Below are 17,847 nucleotides of genomic sequence, written 5' to 3' on the forward strand. Positions count from 1 at the left end.
CGGGCGTTAGTCGTACTGATACACGCCGCGTTTGGTCTTGCGTCCGAGATGCCCCGCCGCGACGAGCTCGCGCAACAGCGGACACGCGCGATATTTCGAGTCGCCGAAGTCCTTGAGGAACACGTCCATCACCGAGAGACACACGTCCAGTCCGATCAGATCCGCGAGCGCGAGCGGCCCGATTGGATGATTGGCGCCGAGGCGCATGCCCGCGTCGATTTCCTCGGGCGTCGCGATGCCTTCCGCGAGCACGAAGAACGCTTCGTTGATCATCGGCACGAGAATGCGGTTGACGACGAAGCCCGGCGCGTTCTTCACGCCGATCGGCGACTTGCCGAGCTGTTCGGTCAGTTCGCGCACGGCATTGGCGGTAGCTTCGCTCGTCTGCACGCCGCGAATCACCTCGACGAGCGGCAAAAGCGGCACCGGATTGAAGAAGTGCATGCCGATGAAGCGCTCGGGATGGTCGAGCGTCGCGGCGAGCGCCGTGATCGAAATCGACGACGTGTTCGACGCGATGATCGCATCGGGCCGCGCGACGTCCTGAATCTGCCGAAGGATGCGTATCTTGAGATCGGTGTTTTCGGTGGCCGCTTCGATCACGATGTCGGCGCCGGCGAGGCGCTGATAGTCCGTCGACGTTTCGATGCGCGCGAGCGCGGCGTCGCGCGTCGCCGCATCGAGCTTGTCCTTCGAGACGAGGCGATCGAGGCTGCCGGTCAGCGTGGCGACGCCCTTGGCGAGCGCCGCGTCGGTGACGTCGATCATGATGGTCTTCAGGCCCGCGACGGCCGCGATCTGCGCGATGCCGTTGCCCATCGTCCCGGCGCCGACGATGCCGACTGTTTCGATTTTCATGCGTTGCTCCTTTGCGGATGCCTGTGAATGTGGCTGGTCATTGTACCCAGCGAAATTCACGCAGCGCGGCTTCAGAACTGGTCGACGTCGAGCGCGAGCATGCCCTGATCGCCCTTCGCGCTGACGATCGACGCTTCGAGCGCGACGGCTTGCGGCAGGATGTGGTCGGCGAAGAAATGCGCGGTCGCGATCTTCGCGCCGTAGAACGCTTCGTCTTCACTGCGCTTCTCGCTTGCGACGATCAACGCGCGCGCCATCTGCCAGCCCGACAGCACGATGCCCGCGAGTTTCAGATACGGCACGCTGCCGGCGAACACGGCGTTCGGATCGCGCTTCGTGTTCTGAACCATGAACTCGACCACGTTCGCGAACGCTTCGCGGCCCGCTTTCAGGTGCCGGTGCATCGCATCGAATGCGGCGCCGTCGTGGCGTTCGAGCGCCGCGATCGTCTGATCGACCTGCGCGAGCAACGCCTGCGCGGTCGCGCCGCCGTCGCGAACCGTCTTGCGGCCGATCAGGTCGTTGGCCTGGATCGCGGTCGTGCCCTCGTAGATCGTCAGGATGCGCGCGTCGCGGTAGTACTGCGCGGCGCCCGTTTCCTCGATGAAGCCCATGCCGCCATGCACCTGCACGCCGAGACTCGCGACGTCGATCGACATCTCCGTGCTCCAGCCCTTCACGATCGGCACCAGGAATTCGTAGAGCGCCTGATGGCTTGCGCGGACCTGCTCGTCGGGATGATGGTGTGCGAAGTCGCTGTGCGCGGCGGCGACGTAAGCGAGCGCGCGGGCGCCTTCGGTCAGCGAGCGCATCGTCGCGAGCATGCGGCGCACGTCCGGATGCTGGATGATCGCGACCGACTGCTTCGCCGAACCATCGACGGGGCGGCTTTGCACGCGATCCTTCGCGTAAGCGACCGCCTTCTGATACGCCTGATCGGCGATCGCGACGCCCTGCATGCCGACCGCGAACCGCGCCGCGTTCATCATGATGAACATGTATTCGAGGCCGCGATTCTCCTCGCCGATCAGATAGCCGATCGCGCCGCCGTGGTCGCCGTATTGCAGCACGGCAGTCGGGCTCGCCTTGATGCCGAGCTTGTGCTCGATCGACACGCAGTGCACGTCGTTGCGGTCGCCGAGCGAGCCGTCTTCGTTCACCATGAACTTCGGCACGAGGAAGAGCGAGATGCCCTTGACGCCTTCGGGCGCGCTCGGCGTGCGCGCGAGCACGAGATGGACGATGTTGTCCGCCATGTCGTGTTCGCCATAAGTGATGAAGATCTTCGTGCCGAAGACCTTGAACGTGCCGTCGCCCTGCGGCTCGGCGCGCGTGCGAACGAGCGCGAGATCGGAGCCTGCTTGCGGCTCGGTGAGGTTCATCGTGCCGGTCCATTCGCCTGAAATCAGCTTCGGCACGTAGCGTTGCTTTTGCGCGTCCGTGCCGGCCGTCAACAGCGCTTCGATCGCGCCATCGGTCAGCAGCGGACACAACGCAAACGACATGTTCGCCGCGTTCATCATCTCGATGCAGGGCGTCGCGATCAGCTTCGGCAGGCCTTGTCCGTCGTATTCGACAGGATGCATCACGCCTTGCCAGCCGCCTTCGCCGAACTGACGAAACGCGTCCTTGAAACCGGGCGTCGTCGTGACTTCGCCGTTTGCCCACGTGCTCGGATGCCTGTCGCCTTCGATATTGAGCGGGGACAGCACTTCGCCGTTGAACTTCGCGGCTTCGTCGAGGACGGCCTGGGCGGTGTCTAGGTTTGCGTCTTCGAAACCCGGAAGCGTGGCGACTTTTGTCATGTCGGCGAGGTCGCGCATGACGAACAACATTTCTTTCAGCGGGGCGGTATAGCTCATTGTGTGTCTCCAATTGGGGGCTGCCGCACGACTCCTGACCCATGTCATGCGATGCGGATATCCCATCCTAGCCTCATACGGCGCGATCCCGGATATCCGAACCTGCCCATTGATTGACAAAACCTGCCGCGCGCCATTTCCCTAGGGGATCACCCGGATGTGCCAACGGCGTGCGGCGTCGCTTGGCTGGTTTTGTCAATCAATCGGCCGGGACTGCAACTTCGGTTTGCGTCGCGTTCCTTAGAATCGGCACGCACAAGTCATGCACACAAGGGCGGTCGCCGCCCGAGAGAACGGAGACGAGCCATGGAACTGCTGGGCCAGATGATGAATACGCCGATGCTGCTGTCGTCGATACTCGAACAGGCGGCGCGCCACTCCGCCGACGTTGAGATCGTGTCGCGGCGTGTCGAAGGCGACATTCACCGCTATACGTACCGCGATTGCCACGCGCGCTCGATGCAGCTCGCGCACGCGCTGCTCGCAAGCGGTATCGAAGCGGGCGACCGTATCGGTACGCTCGCCTGGAACGGCTATCGGCACATGGAGCTGTACTACGGCGCGAGCGGGATCGGCGCGGTGTGCCACACGATCAACCCGCGGCTCTTTCCCGAGCAGATCGTCTTCATCGTCAATCATGCGCGCGACCGCTTCGTGTTCTTCGACGCCTCGTTCCTGCCGCTCGTCGAGCAGATCGCCGCGCTTTGTCCGCATGTCGAAAAGTGGATCATGCTGTGCGACGAAACGGCGCTGCCGCGCGACGGTGCCGTGCCGCTCGCGAGCTACGAGACGCTGATCGCGCCGTCTGCGGACGGCTTCGCGTGGCCGCGTTTCAGCGAAGATCGCGCTGCGCTCCTGTGCTACACGTCGGGCACGACGGGCGAGCCCAAAGGCGTGCTCTATTCGCACCGTTCGATCACGCTGATGTGCTACGGATCGGCGCTGCCCGATTCGCTCGCGCTCTCGGCCACCGAAACCATCTCGCCTGTCGTGCCGATGTTCCATGTGAACGCGTGGGGCATTCCGTTCTCGGCGACGCTCGTCGGCGCGAAGCTCGTGCTGCCCGGCGCGAAGCTCGACGGCGAGTCGCTGGCGACGCTCTTCGAAGAGGAAGGCGTGACGATGTCGGCGGGCGTTCCGACGGTATGGCTCGGCTTCGTCGACTACATGCGGCGCGCGGGCAGGACGAGCACGACGTTCAGGCGCGCGGTCGTCGGCGGCGCGGCGTGTCCGCCGCATCTCGCGGGGGCGCTGCGCGAAGTCGGCGTCCAGGCGGTGCATGCGTGGGGCATGACGGAACTGTCGCCGCTCGGCACCGTGTGCGCGCCGTCGCGCGGCTACGGCGCGAAGAGCGAGGCGGCGCGCGCCGCGATCGACATTAAGCAGGGCCGCGCGGTGCCTGGCATCGACCTGAAGATCGTCGGCGGCGACGGCGCCGAGCTGCCGTGGGACGGCACGTCGGCGGGCGATCTGATGGCGCGCGGCCACTGGGTCGCCGAGCGCTATTTCGGCCGCGACGAGTCGCCGCTCGTGGACGGCTGGTTCCCGACCGGCGACGTCGCCACCATCGACCCCGACGGCTACATGCACATCACGGACCGCAGCAAGGACGTGATCAAGTCGGGCGGCGAATGGATCTCGTCGATCGAGCTGGAGAACATCGCGATGTCCCATCCGGAGATCGCGAAGGCGGCGTGCATCGCGTGCGCGCATCCGAAGTGGGACGAGCGGCCGCTGATCGTCGCCGTGCGCCGCGAGGGTAGCGCGGTGGATGCGCGGCAGTTCCTCGATTTCTATGCGGGGAAGGTGGCGAAGTGGTGCATTCCGGACGATGTCGTGTTCGTCGATGACCTGCCGCTCACCGCGACGGGCAAGCTGCAAAAGATGGCGCTGCGGCGGCGCTTCGGCAGCCATTTCACGGCGTGACGGGCCGGCGCGCCGCTTAAGCCGTCCGGCGATACGTATTCGGCGTGCTCCCGGTCCAGTGCCGGAACGCGCGATGAAACGCGGTCGGGTTATCGAACCCGACGTCGTAAGCGATCTCCGCGATCGCGTCGCCGGAGCGCGTGAGCCGCTGGATCGCGATGTCGCGCCGCACTTCGTCCTTGATCGCCTGAAAGGTCGTGGCTTCGGCAGCCAGCCGCCGGCACAGCGTGCGCACCGAAAAGTGCAGATGCTGCGCGACGTCGTCGATGGTCGGCGAGCCCGGCAGGCAGTCCGCCACATATTGCCGCACGCGATGGCAGACGAGCTGCTCCGCGAACGACACGAAGATCCAGTCCTCCGGCGCGCGCGCGAGGAACTTCTTCAGGTCGGGCTTGCGCTGGCGGATCGGCATGTCGAGCCAGGCGGCGTCGAAGCCGATGCGCGTCGCTCCGCAGCCGAAGCGGATCGGCCCCGGAAAGAGATAGAGGTGATCGCTCGCCTGCGCCGGCCGCGCGAAATGGAAGTTCACTTCGACGAGCGGAATCTTCTGTCCGATGAGCCACGACGCGACGCCATGCACGAGCTTGAGCATCAGTTCGTGCCCGAGCGCGCTGACGGCCGGACCCTGCGGATTCGCCGCCATCTCCACGTAGCCAAGCGCGCCGTCGCGGTCCGACTGCAGCCGGAAGTCGTCGAGGATCAGATGGAAGAACTGGCCGAAGCGGTGCAGCGCGATCTCCAGCTTCGATGCATCGAGCAGGCTCAGGCACAGATATTTCAGCGTGCCATTGCGTAAGGGGCGGCTGAAGATGCCGGGCATTTCGTCGTCGAGTTCCATCGCGAGCAGGCGATAGAGCGTCGAGAACTGCTCCTGCGTCACGCGCGCAGCCGGCTCGCGCAGCAACTCGTGAGCAATGCCCGAGCGCTCGGCGAGCCGCGCGACGGCGTTGGGGTCGGCGCCGGACAGAAAGCCGTTGACGACCGAGATCGGGACAGTGGCGGATAGCGGGTTCAAGCGCGCGACAGGGTGGCGGAAGGTGGCCTATTTTGTCACAGTCGCGGCGTGAGAAACGCGCGCTCAGGCAAACGCGGTCAGGTCGCGCGGCGCGATGCCGCTCGCCTCGCAATGCGCGGCATAGCGGTCCCAGCCGCTCTTCCAGCTTTCGATGGCGATCACCTGCGCGCGCTCGTTCATGAACAGCAGGTCGCCCTGGATGATGTTGAGCGTCACGATATCCTCGTCGCCGGGAAGCGCCTGCGGCGTATGCGTCGATCCCGCCGTCTCGTAGACGACGCTTCCGCGCTCGGCGATCCAGTCGTGCTCGCGGTATTTCCAGCGCCCCTGAACCGTATAGACGATCACGGTGCCCGTGTGGCGATGGATCGGCATCTGTCCGGCGGCGGGCGCCTTGAGGAGCGCGATGACCTCGCCGCGTACCGGATCGAGCTTGAAGTACTTGACGAGCACCTTCTCGCTATACGGCGTGAACGGCACCCACGGAACGTCGGCATCGTTGATGCAGGCGGTTTCGATCTGTTCGAACAGCATGGTTGTGACTCCCTCGTCGAGCCGGTTTTGGGTGTTGCAACGCGTCATTACGACAGCGGCAGCGGCTTGAGCCGGTTTCGGCGGTATCTGATATTGTCCACGCCATGCAAACAATCATCACCGTATCGAAGCTCGGCAAGACCTATGCGGGCGGCTTTCAGGCGCTGAAAGGGATCGATCTCGCGATTCGCCGTGGCGAGATCTTCGCGTTGCTCGGCCCGAACGGAGCGGGCAAGACGACGCTCATCAGCACGATCTGCGGCATCGTCAATCCGAGCGAAGGCAGCATTCACGTCGACGGACACGACATCATTACCGATTACCGCGCCGCACGCTCGCGCATCGGGCTCGTGCCGCAGGAACTGACCACCGACGCCTTCGAAACCGTCTGGGCGACCGTCTCGTTCAGCCGTGGCCTTTTCGGCAAGCCGCCGAATCCGGCGCATATCGAGAAAGTTCTGAAGTCGCTCTCGCTCTGGAGCAAGAAGGACAACAAGATCATTACGCTGTCGGGCGGCATGAAGCGGCGCGTGCTGATCGCGAAGGCGCTTTCGCACGAGCCGGACATCCTCTTTCTCGACGAACCCACCGCCGGCGTCGACGTCGAATTGCGGCGCGACATGTGGCAACTCGTGCGCTCGCTGAAGGCGAACGGCGTGACCATCATCCTGACGACGCACTATATCGACGAAGCCGAGGAGATGGCCGACCGCATCGGCGTGATCAGCCGCGGCGAGATCATTCTCGTCGAGGAGAAGGCGGAACTGATGAGGAAGCTCGGCAAGAAGAAGCTCACGCTGCAACTCGATCATCCGCTGGAACGCGTGCCCGACGCGCTCGAACGTTATGGCATGGAACTGTCGGCGCAGAAGTCGGAGCTGATCTATACCTACGACGCGCACGACGAACCCGGCCGCATCATCGCGCTCCTGCGCCACATCGACGAGGCGGGCGTCAAGTTCAAGGACCTTCAGACGACGCAGAGTTCGCTCGAAGACATTTTTGTGAGCCTGGTCAAGGAAACACGATGAATCTCCACGCAGTGCGCGCGATCTATCGCTTCGAAATGGCACGCACGGCGCGCACGCTGATGCAAAGCATCGTGTCGCCGGTCATTTCGACGTCGCTTTACTTCGTCGTCTTCGGCGCCGCGATCGGCTCGCGCATTCCGCAGGTCGACGGCATCAGCTACGGCGCGTTCATCGTGCCGGGGCTCGTGATGCTGTCGCTGCTCACGCAGAGCATCTCGAACGCGTCGTTCGGCATCTATTTCCCGAAATTCACCGGGACCATCTACGAGCTGCTGTCCGCGCCCATTTCCTATCTGGAGATCGTCGTGAGCTACGTCGGCGCGGCGGCGACCAAATCGGTCATTCTGGGCCTCATCATCCTCGTGACCGCGCGGCTTTTCGTGCCGCTCAGGATCGACCATCCGGTCTGGATGATCGTGTTCCTGCTGCTGACTTCGGTGACGTTCAGCCTGCTCGGGTTCATCATCGGCATCTGGGCCGACGGCTTCGAGAAACTTCAGGTGATTCCGCTTCTGATCGTGACGCCGCTCACGTTCCTCGGCGGCAGCTTCTATTCGATCGAGATCCTGCCGCCGTTCTGGAAGACAGTCGCGCTGTTCAATCCGGTCGTGTATCTGATCAGCGGCTTCCGGTGGAGCTTCTACGGACTCGCGGACGTCTCCGTCGGCGTGAGCCTTGCGATGACGCTCGTATTCCTCGGATTATTCACGGTGATCGTCGCGTGGATCTTTCGCACGGGCTATCGACTCAAAACGTAGGCGCGGCCGCTTTGCGGGCAAGTATCTTGAGGGCGGCACTAATGACAGCAGCCGGCCAGCATAGCGGGGTGGCACCATGAAAGGCACGAAACGCAGTTTTCTCGGCGCGCTGGCCGCGACGGTCGCGGGCGGCGTCGACGCGTGGCGCGGGAAGGGCGCGGGCAGCGCGCGGGCGGCGGACGCCGCGCCTGTCTACGAGGTCAGCCGCAGCGACGCCGAATGGCGCAAGCAACTGACGCCCGCACAGTTCAAGGTGATGCGCCAGGAAGGCACCGAGCGGCCGTTCACGAGCGCGCTCAACGACGAGCATCGCGCGGGCGTGTTTGCCTGCGCCGGTTGCCGGCTCGATCTGTTTTCATCGAAGACGAAATTCGACAGCGGGACCGGCTGGCCGAGCTTCTGGCAGCCGCTCGACGGCGCCGTGTCGACGCGCACGGATACCTCGTTCGGCATGGAGCGCAACGAGGTGCACTGCCGGCGCTGCGGCGGCCATCTCGGCCACGTTTTCGACGACGGCCCCAAACCCACCGGACTGCGCTACTGCATGAACGGCGTCGCGCTGGTCTTCACGCCGACGGCGGTCTGAGCGGCGCCGTCACGGCCCCAACGCGAGGCAGTTTCCCAATGACCATCGGCGAATTCAAGCTGCAAAGCCATACCACCGCGCTCGTGCTGATCGATTTGCAGGCGGGCATCGCCGCGCTGCCGGTGCAGCCGAACAGCGCCGCCGACGTGCTCGCCAACGCACGCCTGCTCGCCGACCGTTTCCGCGCGCTCGACGCGCCCGTGGTGCTCGTGAAGGTCGCGTTCCCGGCCGCGCCCGGCGGCCTGCGTCCGATCACCGATTCGGGTCAGGCCGCGCCCGCCGCCGAACCCGCCGGATGGAGCGAGTTGTGTCCCGAGGTCGGCGTGGCGGCGTCGGATATCGTCATCACGAAGCGGCAATGGGGCGCGTTCTACGGCACCGAACTCGACTTGCAACTGCGCCGGCGCGGTATCGACACGATCGTGCTCGGCGGCATCGCGACGCACGTCGGCGTGGAATCGACGGCGCGGTCCGCGTTCGAGCACGGCTATCAGCAAATCTTCGTCGAGGACGCGATGAGCGATCTGCACGCCGACACGCACGAATCCACCTTCCGCTATGTGTTTCCGCGCATCGGGCGGATTCGCTCGACCGCAGAGGTGCTGGCGGCGCTGGCGTGACATCCCGACCGGCGCCGCCCGCGCTCACACCGTCTTGTGAGCCGGCGACGCGACGGTCTGCGCGCGCTCTTCCGCGCCGTGCCGCAGCCGCACGCTGACGAGCGCCGCGACCACCAGCGCGGCGGCGAGCAGGATCAGGCCGTTCATCGCGCGGCCGGTCGACTGCTCGATCATGCCCATGACCGTCGGTCCGACGAATCCGCCGAGCAGCCCGCACGAATTGACGAGCCCGAGGCCGCCCGCGAGCGCGCTGCCCGAGAGCCGCGACGACGGAAACGTGAAGATGATCGACTGCACGACGAAGAACATCGACGCCGAGAGGCACACGCCGAGCAGTCCGATCGCGGGCGTCGCATAGGCTGCGAGCAAAAGGCCCGAGGCCATCACCACCAGTCCGCCGATCAGGATGCGCCGGCTTCGCACGGAATTGCTCGCGAAGCGCGGCAGCGTCGCGGCGCCGGCGGCCGCCGCAATCCAGGGCGTCGCGGAAAGCAGGCCGATCGTGAACGGCGAGAATTTCCCCGACGCGCCGATGATCCCCGGCAGGAAGAAGATCACCGTGTAGATCGTGAGCTGGTGGCAGAAGTAGACGAAGATCGCGAGCCAGACCTGCCGGTCGCGCAGGCAGGCGCCGAACGAATGCGCGCCGCGGCCCGGCGCATGGCTGTCCTGTTCGGCGGCGAGACGCCGTTCGAGCGCCTCGGCTTCGTCGCGCGCGAGCCACGACGCCTTGGTCGGCCGGTCGGGCAGCTTCTTCCAGACGACCCACGCGAGCAGCACCGCCGGCAGTCCTTCGATCACGAAGAGCCACTGCCAGCCGTGAAAGCCGAGCGCGCCGTCGAGTTCGAGCAGCGCGCCGCCGAGCGGTCCGCCGACGATATTCGCAATGCAAACGCCGAGCAGGAAATAGCCCGTCGCCCGCGCGCGTTCTTCACGGCCGAACCAGTACGTGAGATACAGCATCACGCCCGGAAACAGCCCCGCCTCGGCCGCGCCGAGCAGCAGCCGCATCACGTAGAACGAGGTCTCGCCGCGCACGAACGCCATGCCGATCGACAGCAGTCCCCACGTGATCATGATGCGCGTGATCCAGAACCGCGCGCCGACCTTGTGCATCACGAGATTGCTCGGAATCTCGAAGGCGGCGTAGGTCAGGAAGAAGAGGCCCGCGCCGAGGCCATAGGCCGCCGCGGACATGCCGAGGTCGATGCCCATCGAATGCTTCGCGAGCGCGATGTTCGTGCGGTCGAGAAAGCTGATCACGTAGACGATCACGAGCAGCGGCATCAGCTTGCGGATCAGCAGCTTGTTGAGCGACGACTGCGCCGGTGACGACGCGCGTGGCGCGGATGAATGATGAATCGACATGGATACTCCCGAATTGGATCGGCGATGCGGTTCTTGAGCGACAGCCTTAACGATGGGCCGGAAGCCGGCCCGCCCGTGCGGTTCATCGCGCCTGCGTGTCTTCGGTCTGCATGTGTTTTGTCTCCGGTTTTCTAATAGTGTCGGCTGATCAGAACGCGACGTTGTCGCCGCCCTTCAGCTTCAGCATCGCGCGGGCTTCCTGCGGCGTCGCGACGTCGAGCGACAGGCCTTCGATCACTTGCCGGATCTTCCGGACCTGCGCCGCGCTCGATTCCGCCAGTTGGCCCGGCGCGATCCACAGCGAATCTTCGAGCCCGACGCGCACGTTGGAACCCTGTGCGGCGCCCATCGTCGCAAGCGGAATCTGATGGCGGCCGGCGCCGAGGATCGACCAGACGTAGTCGTTGCCGAACAGGCGGTCGGCGGTGCGCTTCATGTGCGCGAGATCCTCGGGATGCGGCCCGATCCCGCCGAGCAGCCCGAACACGCTCTGCACGAAGAACGGCGCCTTGGCGAGCCCGCGATCGACGAAATGCGCGAGGTTGTACAGATGCGAGATGTCGTAGCACTCGAATTCGAAGCGCGTGCCGTTCGCGCCGCACGACGTCAGGATGTACTCGATGTCGGCGAACGTGTTCTTGAAGACCAGATCGCGGCTCTTCGCGAGATGCTCGCGTTCCCAGTCGTGCTTGAGGTCCTTGAAGCGGTCGAGCATCGGATAGAGACCGAAGTTCATCGATCCCATGTTGAGCGACGCCAGTTCCGGCTGGAACCGGTGCGCGGGCTTTAGCCGCTCCGCGACCGTCATGTGCGGGCTGCCGCCCGTCGTCAGGTTGATGACGGCGTCGGTTTGTTCCTTCACGCGCGGCAGGAAGCGCTCGAAGACCGCCGGGTCCTGCGTCGGGCGGCCGTCCTCGGGATCGCGCGCGTGCAGATGCAGGATCGCCGCGCCTTCGCGGGCGGCCGCGAGCGCGGCGTTCGCGATTTCGTCGGGCGTCACGGGCAGATGCGGCGACATCGAAGGCGTATGGATCGCGCCCGTCGGCGCGCAGGTGATGATGACTTTGCGAGTGGTAGCCATGTCGTGTTTCCGGGTCGGTGATCAGAGTGTTTCGACGTTGCCGCAGACGGAAAGCGCCTGCCCGGAGATCGCGCTGCCGGCGGGCGAACTGAGGAAGAGCACGCTCGCCGCGATTTCTTCCTGTGTCACCATGCGGCGCAGCGAGATCTTCTCCAGATAGCGCGCTTCCATCTCTTCGTAGCTCAGGCCGAGTTGCTTCGCGCGCGCGGCGATCACGCCTTCCATGCGCGGCCCCTTCACGATGCCGGGCTGCACCGCATTCACGCGGATGTTGTCCGGACCGAGTTCGATCGCGAGGCTCTTCGACAGGCCGACGAGCGCCCATTTGGTCGCGGAATAGGGCGTGCGAAAGCCGTACCCGAGCCGTCCCGCCACCGACGACATGAACACCATCACGCCGCCGTCCGGCGCCTGGCGCAACAGGGGCACCGCACGGCGGGCGAACTGGAAATGGCTGTTGAGATTGACGTCGACGGTCTTCTCCCAGTCCGCCGGATCGATCTCGTCGATGCCGCCCGTCGGGCCCGCGATACCCGCGTTGTTGATCAGCACGTCGAGGCCGCCGAGTTCGCGCTCCACGTCGTCGAAGACGCGCGCGACATCGTCGGCTTCGGCGACATTCGCCCACGTGCCGGTGACGGCGGGCAGGGCGCTCGCGAGGGCGTCGATCGCCTTGCCGTCGATATCGCAGACGTGCACGCGCGCCCCCGTCGACACGAACGCCTTCGCGATCGCAAGACCGATACCCGACGCGCCGCCCGTGATCAGCACGCGCAAGCCGGCGCGCGGCGTGAGCAGTTGAAGTGCTTCCATCGATGTTTCTCCTTTTTCAGACTAATTAGTCATGCAAATCGTTTGTTCAAAAGCACGGCGCCTCGGGGCGCGTGCTGCCTGCTAGCGGACCGCGTGCCGGGGCATGTCGGCGGATTGCGCGCGCAGGCGCTCGCTGAGGTTGTCGGCTGCATCGCCGATGTCGCGCGCGATGCCCGCCCGGGCGAGCGCGCCGTCGCGTTGCCAGAGCGCTTCGATGATCTGCCGATGCGCGGCCATCGAACGGCGCATGTGCGCAATGTCCGGCGCGACCATGTTCAGGAACGGCCCGATGCGCATCCACATGTTCTGGATCGTCGCGAGCGTGATGTCGCTCGCGCCATGCCGGTAGATGCTCGTGTGAAACGCGAAATTGCTGCGCAGATACGCGGCGGCGTCGCCGGCCTCGACGTGTGCATCCATCGAGTCGAAGATCGCCTGGACGGCCGCGAGATGCGCGTCGTTCATGCGCGAAGCGGCGCGCTCGGCGACGCAGCCTTCCAGCGCGATGCGCACGTCGCGCAATTCGTCGATCAACTCGAAGGTCATCGGCGGGACCATCATCGCGCGGCCGGGACCGTCGACGAGCGCACCTTCGGCCCGCAGCCGCGTGAGCGCGCCGCGCACCGGCATCGTCGACGAACCGACGGCTTCCGCGACGCCGCGCAGGCTGAGTGGCTGGCCGGGCGCGAAGCGGCCGCTCATGATCGCTTCGCGGAGTTGCTGATACACCTTGCCCGCCATCGTTTCATGCGCGATGGCTTCGAGCGCGGGGACGGCCTGCGGGACGGAACGGGTTGCCACTGCCAACATGCCTCCAGATTCTGCGATGTGTGACCTGTGATCACACTTCTGCGAAGTTTGAGCGGCTCGGGTCTTCAAGTCAATGCGCGTGGTCTAGGGGAAAACACGGGGGCACGCGATCGACGCACGACTCGCCGTCGCCTCGGAGCGATTTATCTCGAAATTAAAAATCGCCGTGAATCGGATTTTCCACATTGACAGGAAACATCCCGAAAAACAGACTCGTGGCCTTTTCTTCGCTTTCTTCTTCTTTTGCTGGCCGAATGGATTCGCCACGCAAACCATTTTCCAGTCAACGGAGCCATTCATGAAACCCACATTCCCCTCGATTATTGCCGCCGCTTGTTTCGCCTCCGCGTCCGTCGCTTCGGTGGCCGCGCCCGGGGCCGCGACGCTCGACGGCGTCGCTTCGATGCAGGTCGCGGGCAGGGTGAAGGCGGTCGATCTGGCGACGCGCGTCGTGACCGTCGTCGATGCGCAAGGCATCGCGTCGGCGTTGCAGGTCGGGCCCGGCGTGCAGAATCTCGACGCGCTCAAGGCCGGCACGCCCGTCACGGGCACGACGTCGCGTCGCATCGTGCTGACGGCGCTCGCGAGCGGCGAGCAGGCGCCGCGCATGGCGCAGGTCGTGAGCGCCGACAGCCACTCGGGCGTGGTCGTGCTGAAGGACGCGCAGGGCGCGCAACTGGCGGTGCAGGCGCGCGAACCGGCGCGCGCTGCGTCGTTTGCCGCCGGATCGCACGTGGCCGTCGACGTGCAGGGCGCCGCGCCCGTCAACTGAGCTGCGCTCTCATCGGATTTGTCGGAGTTTTCCAGTATCGAACGGCATCGCGCGTCGGTAATGTGGCGGTTCCGTCGCACGGCGAGTCCCCGCTTGGCGTCCGGCGGCCGTCGTTCAGTCCCGGGCCTCGGGGCCGGTCGACGAGGCGCTCTCCCCGAGCGCAAAGACGCGGGAGCAAGTCGTACCTCGGCGCTTTCCCGTCGTCGTTCGCCGTCCATCCGGCGCGAGCCGGATGGACTCTTTTTTCTCCTTGTACTTTCCGGCCTACGCGCCGGAAGCACCCGCGACGAGTCGCAGACGCGTGATCTCCGAAGGCGCGCCCAGCCGCTTCGGCGGTCCCCAGTAACCGGTGCCGCGGCTCGTGTAGACCCACAGTCCGTCGAGGCGTGCGAGGCCTGAAACGAACGGCTGCTGCAAGCGCACGAAAAAATTCCACGGGAAAAACTGTCCGCCGTGCGTGTGTCCCGAGAGTTGCAGCGTGTAGCCCGCCGCCGCGGCCGCCGGCGCGCTGCGCGGCTGGTGCGCGAGCAGTAGTCGCACAATCACGTCCGTTGGCGCACCCCGCAATGCGGCGGCCGGATCGCTCTTGTGCGCCGGATCGAAACTCCCCGCGTTGTAGTCGGTCACGCCGGCCACCACTGCGCGCGCGCCGTCGTGATTCAGCACGACGTGCTGGTTCATCAGCACGATCAGGCCGAGCCGGCGAAATTCGGCGACCCATTTGTCCGCGCCCGAGTAGTACTCGTGATTGCCCGTGACGAGAAACGCCCCGTGCCGCGCGCTCAATTCGCCGAGCGGACGCGTGTGGTCGGCGAGATGCGATACCGCGCCATCGACGACATCGCCCGTCACCGCGATCAGGTCCGGCTTGAGCCCGTTGACCGCCGCGACGATCCGCTCGACGTAATGCCGCTTGATGGTCGGCCCGACGTGGATGTCGCTGATCTGCACGATCGTGAAGCCGTTCAGCGCGGCCGGCAGGCCGTCGATGGGGACATCGACCGTGACGATCGGCGCTCGCCGCCGCGCGTTGTAGAACCCCACCGCCGACGACAGCACCGCCAGTGCGGGCACGGCGAGCGCGCTCTCGGCGGTGAAGGCGGGAGAGCCGATCGGCACGCCGCGCGCCCAGTCGACGAGATGGATCCCGAGCAGCACGACGTCGCGCGCAAAGGTCAGCACGAGCAGCGATGAGAAAAATCCCATCGCGAGGAGCCCGATCCACGCGAGGCGGTCGGAAAGCGGCTGCTGTTCGATCGTGCGCGCGGCCATGCCGAGCGGAATCAGCAGCACGGAAGCCACGAGCACGAGCACCGCGAGCCAGCGCAGCGGAGCGCCGACGGGTGCCGCCGGAATCAGCCGCACGCCGACGTAGAGATGAAACAGGATGCCGATACCAATGACGCGAAAAAAGAACGCTGAGCGTCGCATAGAGCGCCTGAGAGGGGAGAAAAACGGGCGACGGCCGGTCGTGCCCCGAATGGAACCGATTCTACCGGTTCGCCCGAAACCTTGGCGGCGGCACGGCGGGCCTGTCCATTCGAGACGCGTATTGCAATCCATTGAAACACGCATCGTGAAACGATTTATTCGGAAATTGAAATTCCATGTATCGATGGACATTCGCACGGCGTGCGCTGTATAAATACCGATCGTTCAACGTCCCGGATATATTTTGATGCGCGCCATTTCAGTGGAGAAAGCCGAATGAATGCAAAATGGAATATGGCCTGGATTATCGCGGCCGCGTCGATTGCCGCGCCGGTTTATGCGCAGGACACGTCGCTTGCCAATGCCGCGCAACAAGTCGTGAGCGCGGCAAAGCCGGACCACAGGCAGGCGGAAATCATCGGCATCGACGCCGCCACGCGCACGCTCACGTTGCGCGGCTCGAAAGGCGCGACGACCACGGCGGTCGTGAGCGATCAGGTCACGAATTTCAACCAGCTGAAAATCGGCGATCAGGTCGACGTGCTTTATAAAAATGCGCTGCTCGTCACGGCCACCAAGGCGACGGGCGCGGACAAAGGCGTTCGAAAGCGGGTCGATACCGCGGTTTATGCGCCGGCGTCCGGCGCGAACGGATTCGCATCATCGCGGCAAGTGGAGATTCTCGCGACGGTCGAAAGCATCAATCGCAAGAACGGAACGATTACGCTGCGCGGCCCGTGGCGCACGGATACTTTCGATATTCCACACGATCTGGATACCAAAAATCTTAAACCCGGCGATTCCGTGCATGCGGTTTTTCTTTCGGCCACAGCGGTGGACGTCACACCGAAAAGCGCGGCGAAATAACAAAAGGCCTGGCAAAAACGCCAGGCCTTTTTTCATCGCTTCAACGGCGAATCAAACTGCCATGCACAAATACTTGATCACGACATAATCGTCGATGCCGTAATGCGAGCCTTCGCGGCCGAGTCCCGATTGCTTCACGCCGCCGAACGGCGCGACTTCGTTTGAAATCAGCCCCGTATTGATGCCGACCATGCCGTATTCCAGCGCTTCCGCGACGCGCCATACCCGCCCGATGTCGCGGCTGTAGAAATACGCCGCCAGGCCGAATTCGGTGTCGTTTGCCATGCGCACGACTTCTTCGTCCGACGAAAAGCGGAAGATCGGCGCGAGCGGACCGAACGTTTCTTCCCTCGCGACTTTCATGTCGGGCGTGACGCCCGTCAGCACGGTCGGCTCGAAAAAGCCGTGGCCGAGCGCGTGACGCTTGCCGCCGGTGACGATCGACGCGCCTTTCGTCAGCGCGTCCTCGATGTGCGATTCCACCTTCAGCACCGCCGCCTCGTTGATCAGCGGCCCGAGCGCGACGCCGCTTTCCGTGCCGCGTCCGACCTTGAGCTTGCCGACCGCTTCGGCGAGCTTGGCCGCGAACGCATCGTAGACGCGCTCGTGCACGTAAAACCGGTTCGTGCAGACGCAAGTCTGCCCGCTGTTTCGATACTTCGATGCAATCGCGCCTTCCACGGCGGCGTCGATGTCGGCGTCATCGAACACGATGAACGGCGCGTTGCCGCCCAGTTCCAGCGACACTTTCTTGATCGTCGGCGCGCTCTGGGCCGCGAGCAGCCGGCCGACCGCCGTCGATCCCGTGAACGAGAGTTTGCGCACGACCGGATTGCCCGTCATCTCGCCGCCGATCGCTTTCGGGTCGCCGGTGACGATGTTCAGCACGCCCTTCGGCACGCCCGCGCGCTCGGCGAGAACCGCCATCGCGAACGCGGAAAACGGCGTCGCTTCCGCCGGTTTCACGACGATCGGACAGCCCGCCGCGAGCGCCGGCCCAACCTTGCGCGTGATCATCGCGGCCGGGAAGTTCCACGGCGTGATCGCGGCGCACACGCCGATCGGCTCCTTCGTCACGACGATGCGCTTGTCGGCGGCGGGTGTCGCGAGCGTGTCGCCCGCGACGCGTTTGCCTTCCTCCGCGAACCACTCGATGAACGACGCCGCGTACACGATCTCGCCCTTCGCCTCGGCGAGCGGCTTGCCTTGCTCGGTCGTGAGGATGAGCGCGAGGTCGTCGGCGTGGGCGAGCATCAGGTCGTACCAGCGGCGCATGATTGCCGCGCGTTCCTTCGCCGTCTTCTTGCGCCAGGCGGGCCACGCGGCGTTCGCGGCGTCGATGGCGCGGCGCGTTTCGGCCGCGCCCATCATCGGCACGCGGCCGAGCGACGCACCATTCGACGGATCGACGACGTCGAAGGTCGCGCCGCTGTCCGCGCCTTGCCATTCGCCGTCGATATAGGCTTCGTGCCGCAGCAGTGCCGGATCTTTCAGATTCATTGTCATTGCGAAGGC

17 protein-coding genes are annotated in these 17,847 nt (G+C 65.0%); 7 read left to right on the forward strand and 10 right to left on the reverse strand.

Features of this window, described 5'->3' with window-relative positions; translation table 11 throughout:
- Positions 1-6: 6 nt before the first annotated feature.
- Positions 7-858 (reverse strand): 3-hydroxybutyryl-CoA dehydrogenase, encoded by an 852-nt coding sequence (locus QCE48_RS22570; protein WP_309782262.1) that lies wholly within the window; start codon positions 856-858, stop codon positions 7-9.
- 71 nt (positions 859-929) lie between these two features.
- A complete protein-coding gene (locus QCE48_RS22575) occupies positions 930-2,720 on the reverse strand; it encodes an acyl-CoA dehydrogenase (RefSeq protein WP_309782263.1) in 1,791 nt (596 codons plus the stop codon).
- 306 nt (positions 2,721-3,026) lie between these two features.
- Here QCE48_RS22575 and QCE48_RS22580 point away from each other — a divergent pair, with 306 nt between their 5' ends.
- A complete protein-coding gene (locus QCE48_RS22580) occupies positions 3,027-4,646 on the forward strand; it encodes a 3-(methylthio)propionyl-CoA ligase (RefSeq protein WP_309782264.1) in 1,620 nt (539 codons plus the stop codon).
- 16 nt (positions 4,647-4,662) lie between these two features.
- On the opposite strand, the gene QCE48_RS22585 is transcribed toward QCE48_RS22580, so the two are convergent.
- Positions 4,663-5,634: an AraC family transcriptional regulator gene (locus QCE48_RS22585; RefSeq protein ID WP_404982292.1), complete on the reverse strand. Its 972-nt coding sequence runs from the start codon at positions 5,632-5,634 to the stop codon at positions 4,663-4,665.
- Positions 5,635-5,724: 90 nt separating this feature from the next.
- A complete protein-coding gene (locus tag QCE48_RS22590; protein ID WP_309782268.1) occupies positions 5,725-6,195 on the reverse strand; it encodes a 2,4'-dihydroxyacetophenone dioxygenase family protein in 471 nt (156 codons plus the stop codon).
- 104 nt (positions 6,196-6,299) lie between these two features.
- Here QCE48_RS22590 and QCE48_RS22595 point away from each other — a divergent pair, with 104 nt between their 5' ends.
- The 4 genes from QCE48_RS22595 (at position 6,300) to QCE48_RS22610 (ending at position 9,190) form a co-directional block, all read left to right on the forward strand.
- Entirely contained in the window at positions 6,300-7,226 is a 927-nt protein-coding gene (locus QCE48_RS22595; RefSeq protein ID WP_309782269.1) for an ABC transporter ATP-binding protein, read from the forward strand.
- Positions 7,223-7,984 (forward strand): ABC transporter permease, encoded by a 762-nt coding sequence (locus QCE48_RS22600; protein WP_116562170.1) that lies wholly within the window; start codon positions 7,223-7,225, stop codon positions 7,982-7,984. Before QCE48_RS22595 ends, QCE48_RS22600 begins: the two co-directional genes overlap by 4 nt.
- A 76-nt stretch (positions 7,985-8,060) precedes the next feature.
- Positions 8,061-8,570 (forward strand): peptide-methionine (R)-S-oxide reductase MsrB, encoded by a 510-nt coding sequence (msrB, locus tag QCE48_RS22605; RefSeq protein WP_309782271.1) that lies wholly within the window; start codon positions 8,061-8,063, stop codon positions 8,568-8,570.
- Between the two features lie 38 nt (positions 8,571-8,608).
- Entirely contained in the window at positions 8,609-9,190 is a 582-nt protein-coding gene (locus QCE48_RS22610; protein WP_309782273.1) for a hydrolase, read from the forward strand.
- 24 nt (positions 9,191-9,214) lie between these two features.
- On the opposite strand, the gene QCE48_RS22615 is transcribed toward QCE48_RS22610, so the two are convergent.
- From QCE48_RS22615 to QCE48_RS22630, 4 genes are all read right to left on the reverse strand, one after another.
- Complete coding sequence (locus QCE48_RS22615; protein WP_309782274.1) at positions 9,215-10,558, reverse strand: MFS transporter; 1,344 nt, start codon at positions 10,556-10,558, stop codon at positions 9,215-9,217.
- Positions 10,559-10,706: 148 nt separating this feature from the next.
- Positions 10,707-11,639: a 3-keto-5-aminohexanoate cleavage protein gene (locus QCE48_RS22620; RefSeq protein ID WP_309782275.1), complete on the reverse strand. Its 933-nt coding sequence runs from the start codon at positions 11,637-11,639 to the stop codon at positions 10,707-10,709.
- A gap of 21 nt (positions 11,640-11,660) precedes the next feature.
- Positions 11,661-12,452 (reverse strand): SDR family oxidoreductase, encoded by a 792-nt coding sequence (locus QCE48_RS22625; RefSeq protein ID WP_309782277.1) that lies wholly within the window; start codon positions 12,450-12,452, stop codon positions 11,661-11,663.
- Positions 12,453-12,533: 81 nt separating this feature from the next.
- Positions 12,534-13,253, reverse strand: coding sequence for a GntR family transcriptional regulator (locus QCE48_RS22630; RefSeq protein WP_309782279.1), 720 nt, complete (start codon positions 13,251-13,253; stop codon positions 12,534-12,536).
- A 307-nt stretch (positions 13,254-13,560) separates the two neighbouring features.
- Between QCE48_RS22630 and QCE48_RS22635 the strand changes: the two genes are divergently transcribed.
- Positions 13,561-14,034 (forward strand): hypothetical protein, encoded by a 474-nt coding sequence (locus QCE48_RS22635; protein WP_309782280.1) that lies wholly within the window; start codon positions 13,561-13,563, stop codon positions 14,032-14,034.
- A gap of 264 nt (positions 14,035-14,298) precedes the next feature.
- Here the strand turns inward: QCE48_RS22635 and QCE48_RS22640 are convergent, their stop codons facing one another.
- Complete coding sequence (locus QCE48_RS22640; RefSeq protein WP_309782282.1) at positions 14,299-15,465, reverse strand: metallophosphoesterase; 1,167 nt, start codon at positions 15,463-15,465, stop codon at positions 14,299-14,301.
- 294 nt (positions 15,466-15,759) lie between these two features.
- On the opposite strand from QCE48_RS22640, the gene QCE48_RS22645 reads away from it, so the two are divergent.
- Positions 15,760-16,332, forward strand: a complete 573-nt coding sequence (locus QCE48_RS22645; RefSeq protein ID WP_309794326.1) for a hypothetical protein — start codon at positions 15,760-15,762, stop codon at positions 16,330-16,332.
- 51 nt (positions 16,333-16,383) lie between these two features.
- Here the strand turns inward: QCE48_RS22645 and QCE48_RS22650 are convergent, their stop codons facing one another.
- Positions 16,384-17,838 (reverse strand): NAD-dependent succinate-semialdehyde dehydrogenase, encoded by a 1,455-nt coding sequence (locus QCE48_RS22650; protein ID WP_309782285.1) that lies wholly within the window; start codon positions 17,836-17,838, stop codon positions 16,384-16,386.
- Positions 17,839-17,847: the final 9 nt, after the last annotated feature.

Origin of the sequence: Caballeronia sp. LZ024, assembly GCF_031451455.1 — a bacterium.
Classification (GTDB): Bacteria; Pseudomonadota; Gammaproteobacteria; order Burkholderiales; family Burkholderiaceae; genus Caballeronia; species Caballeronia telluris.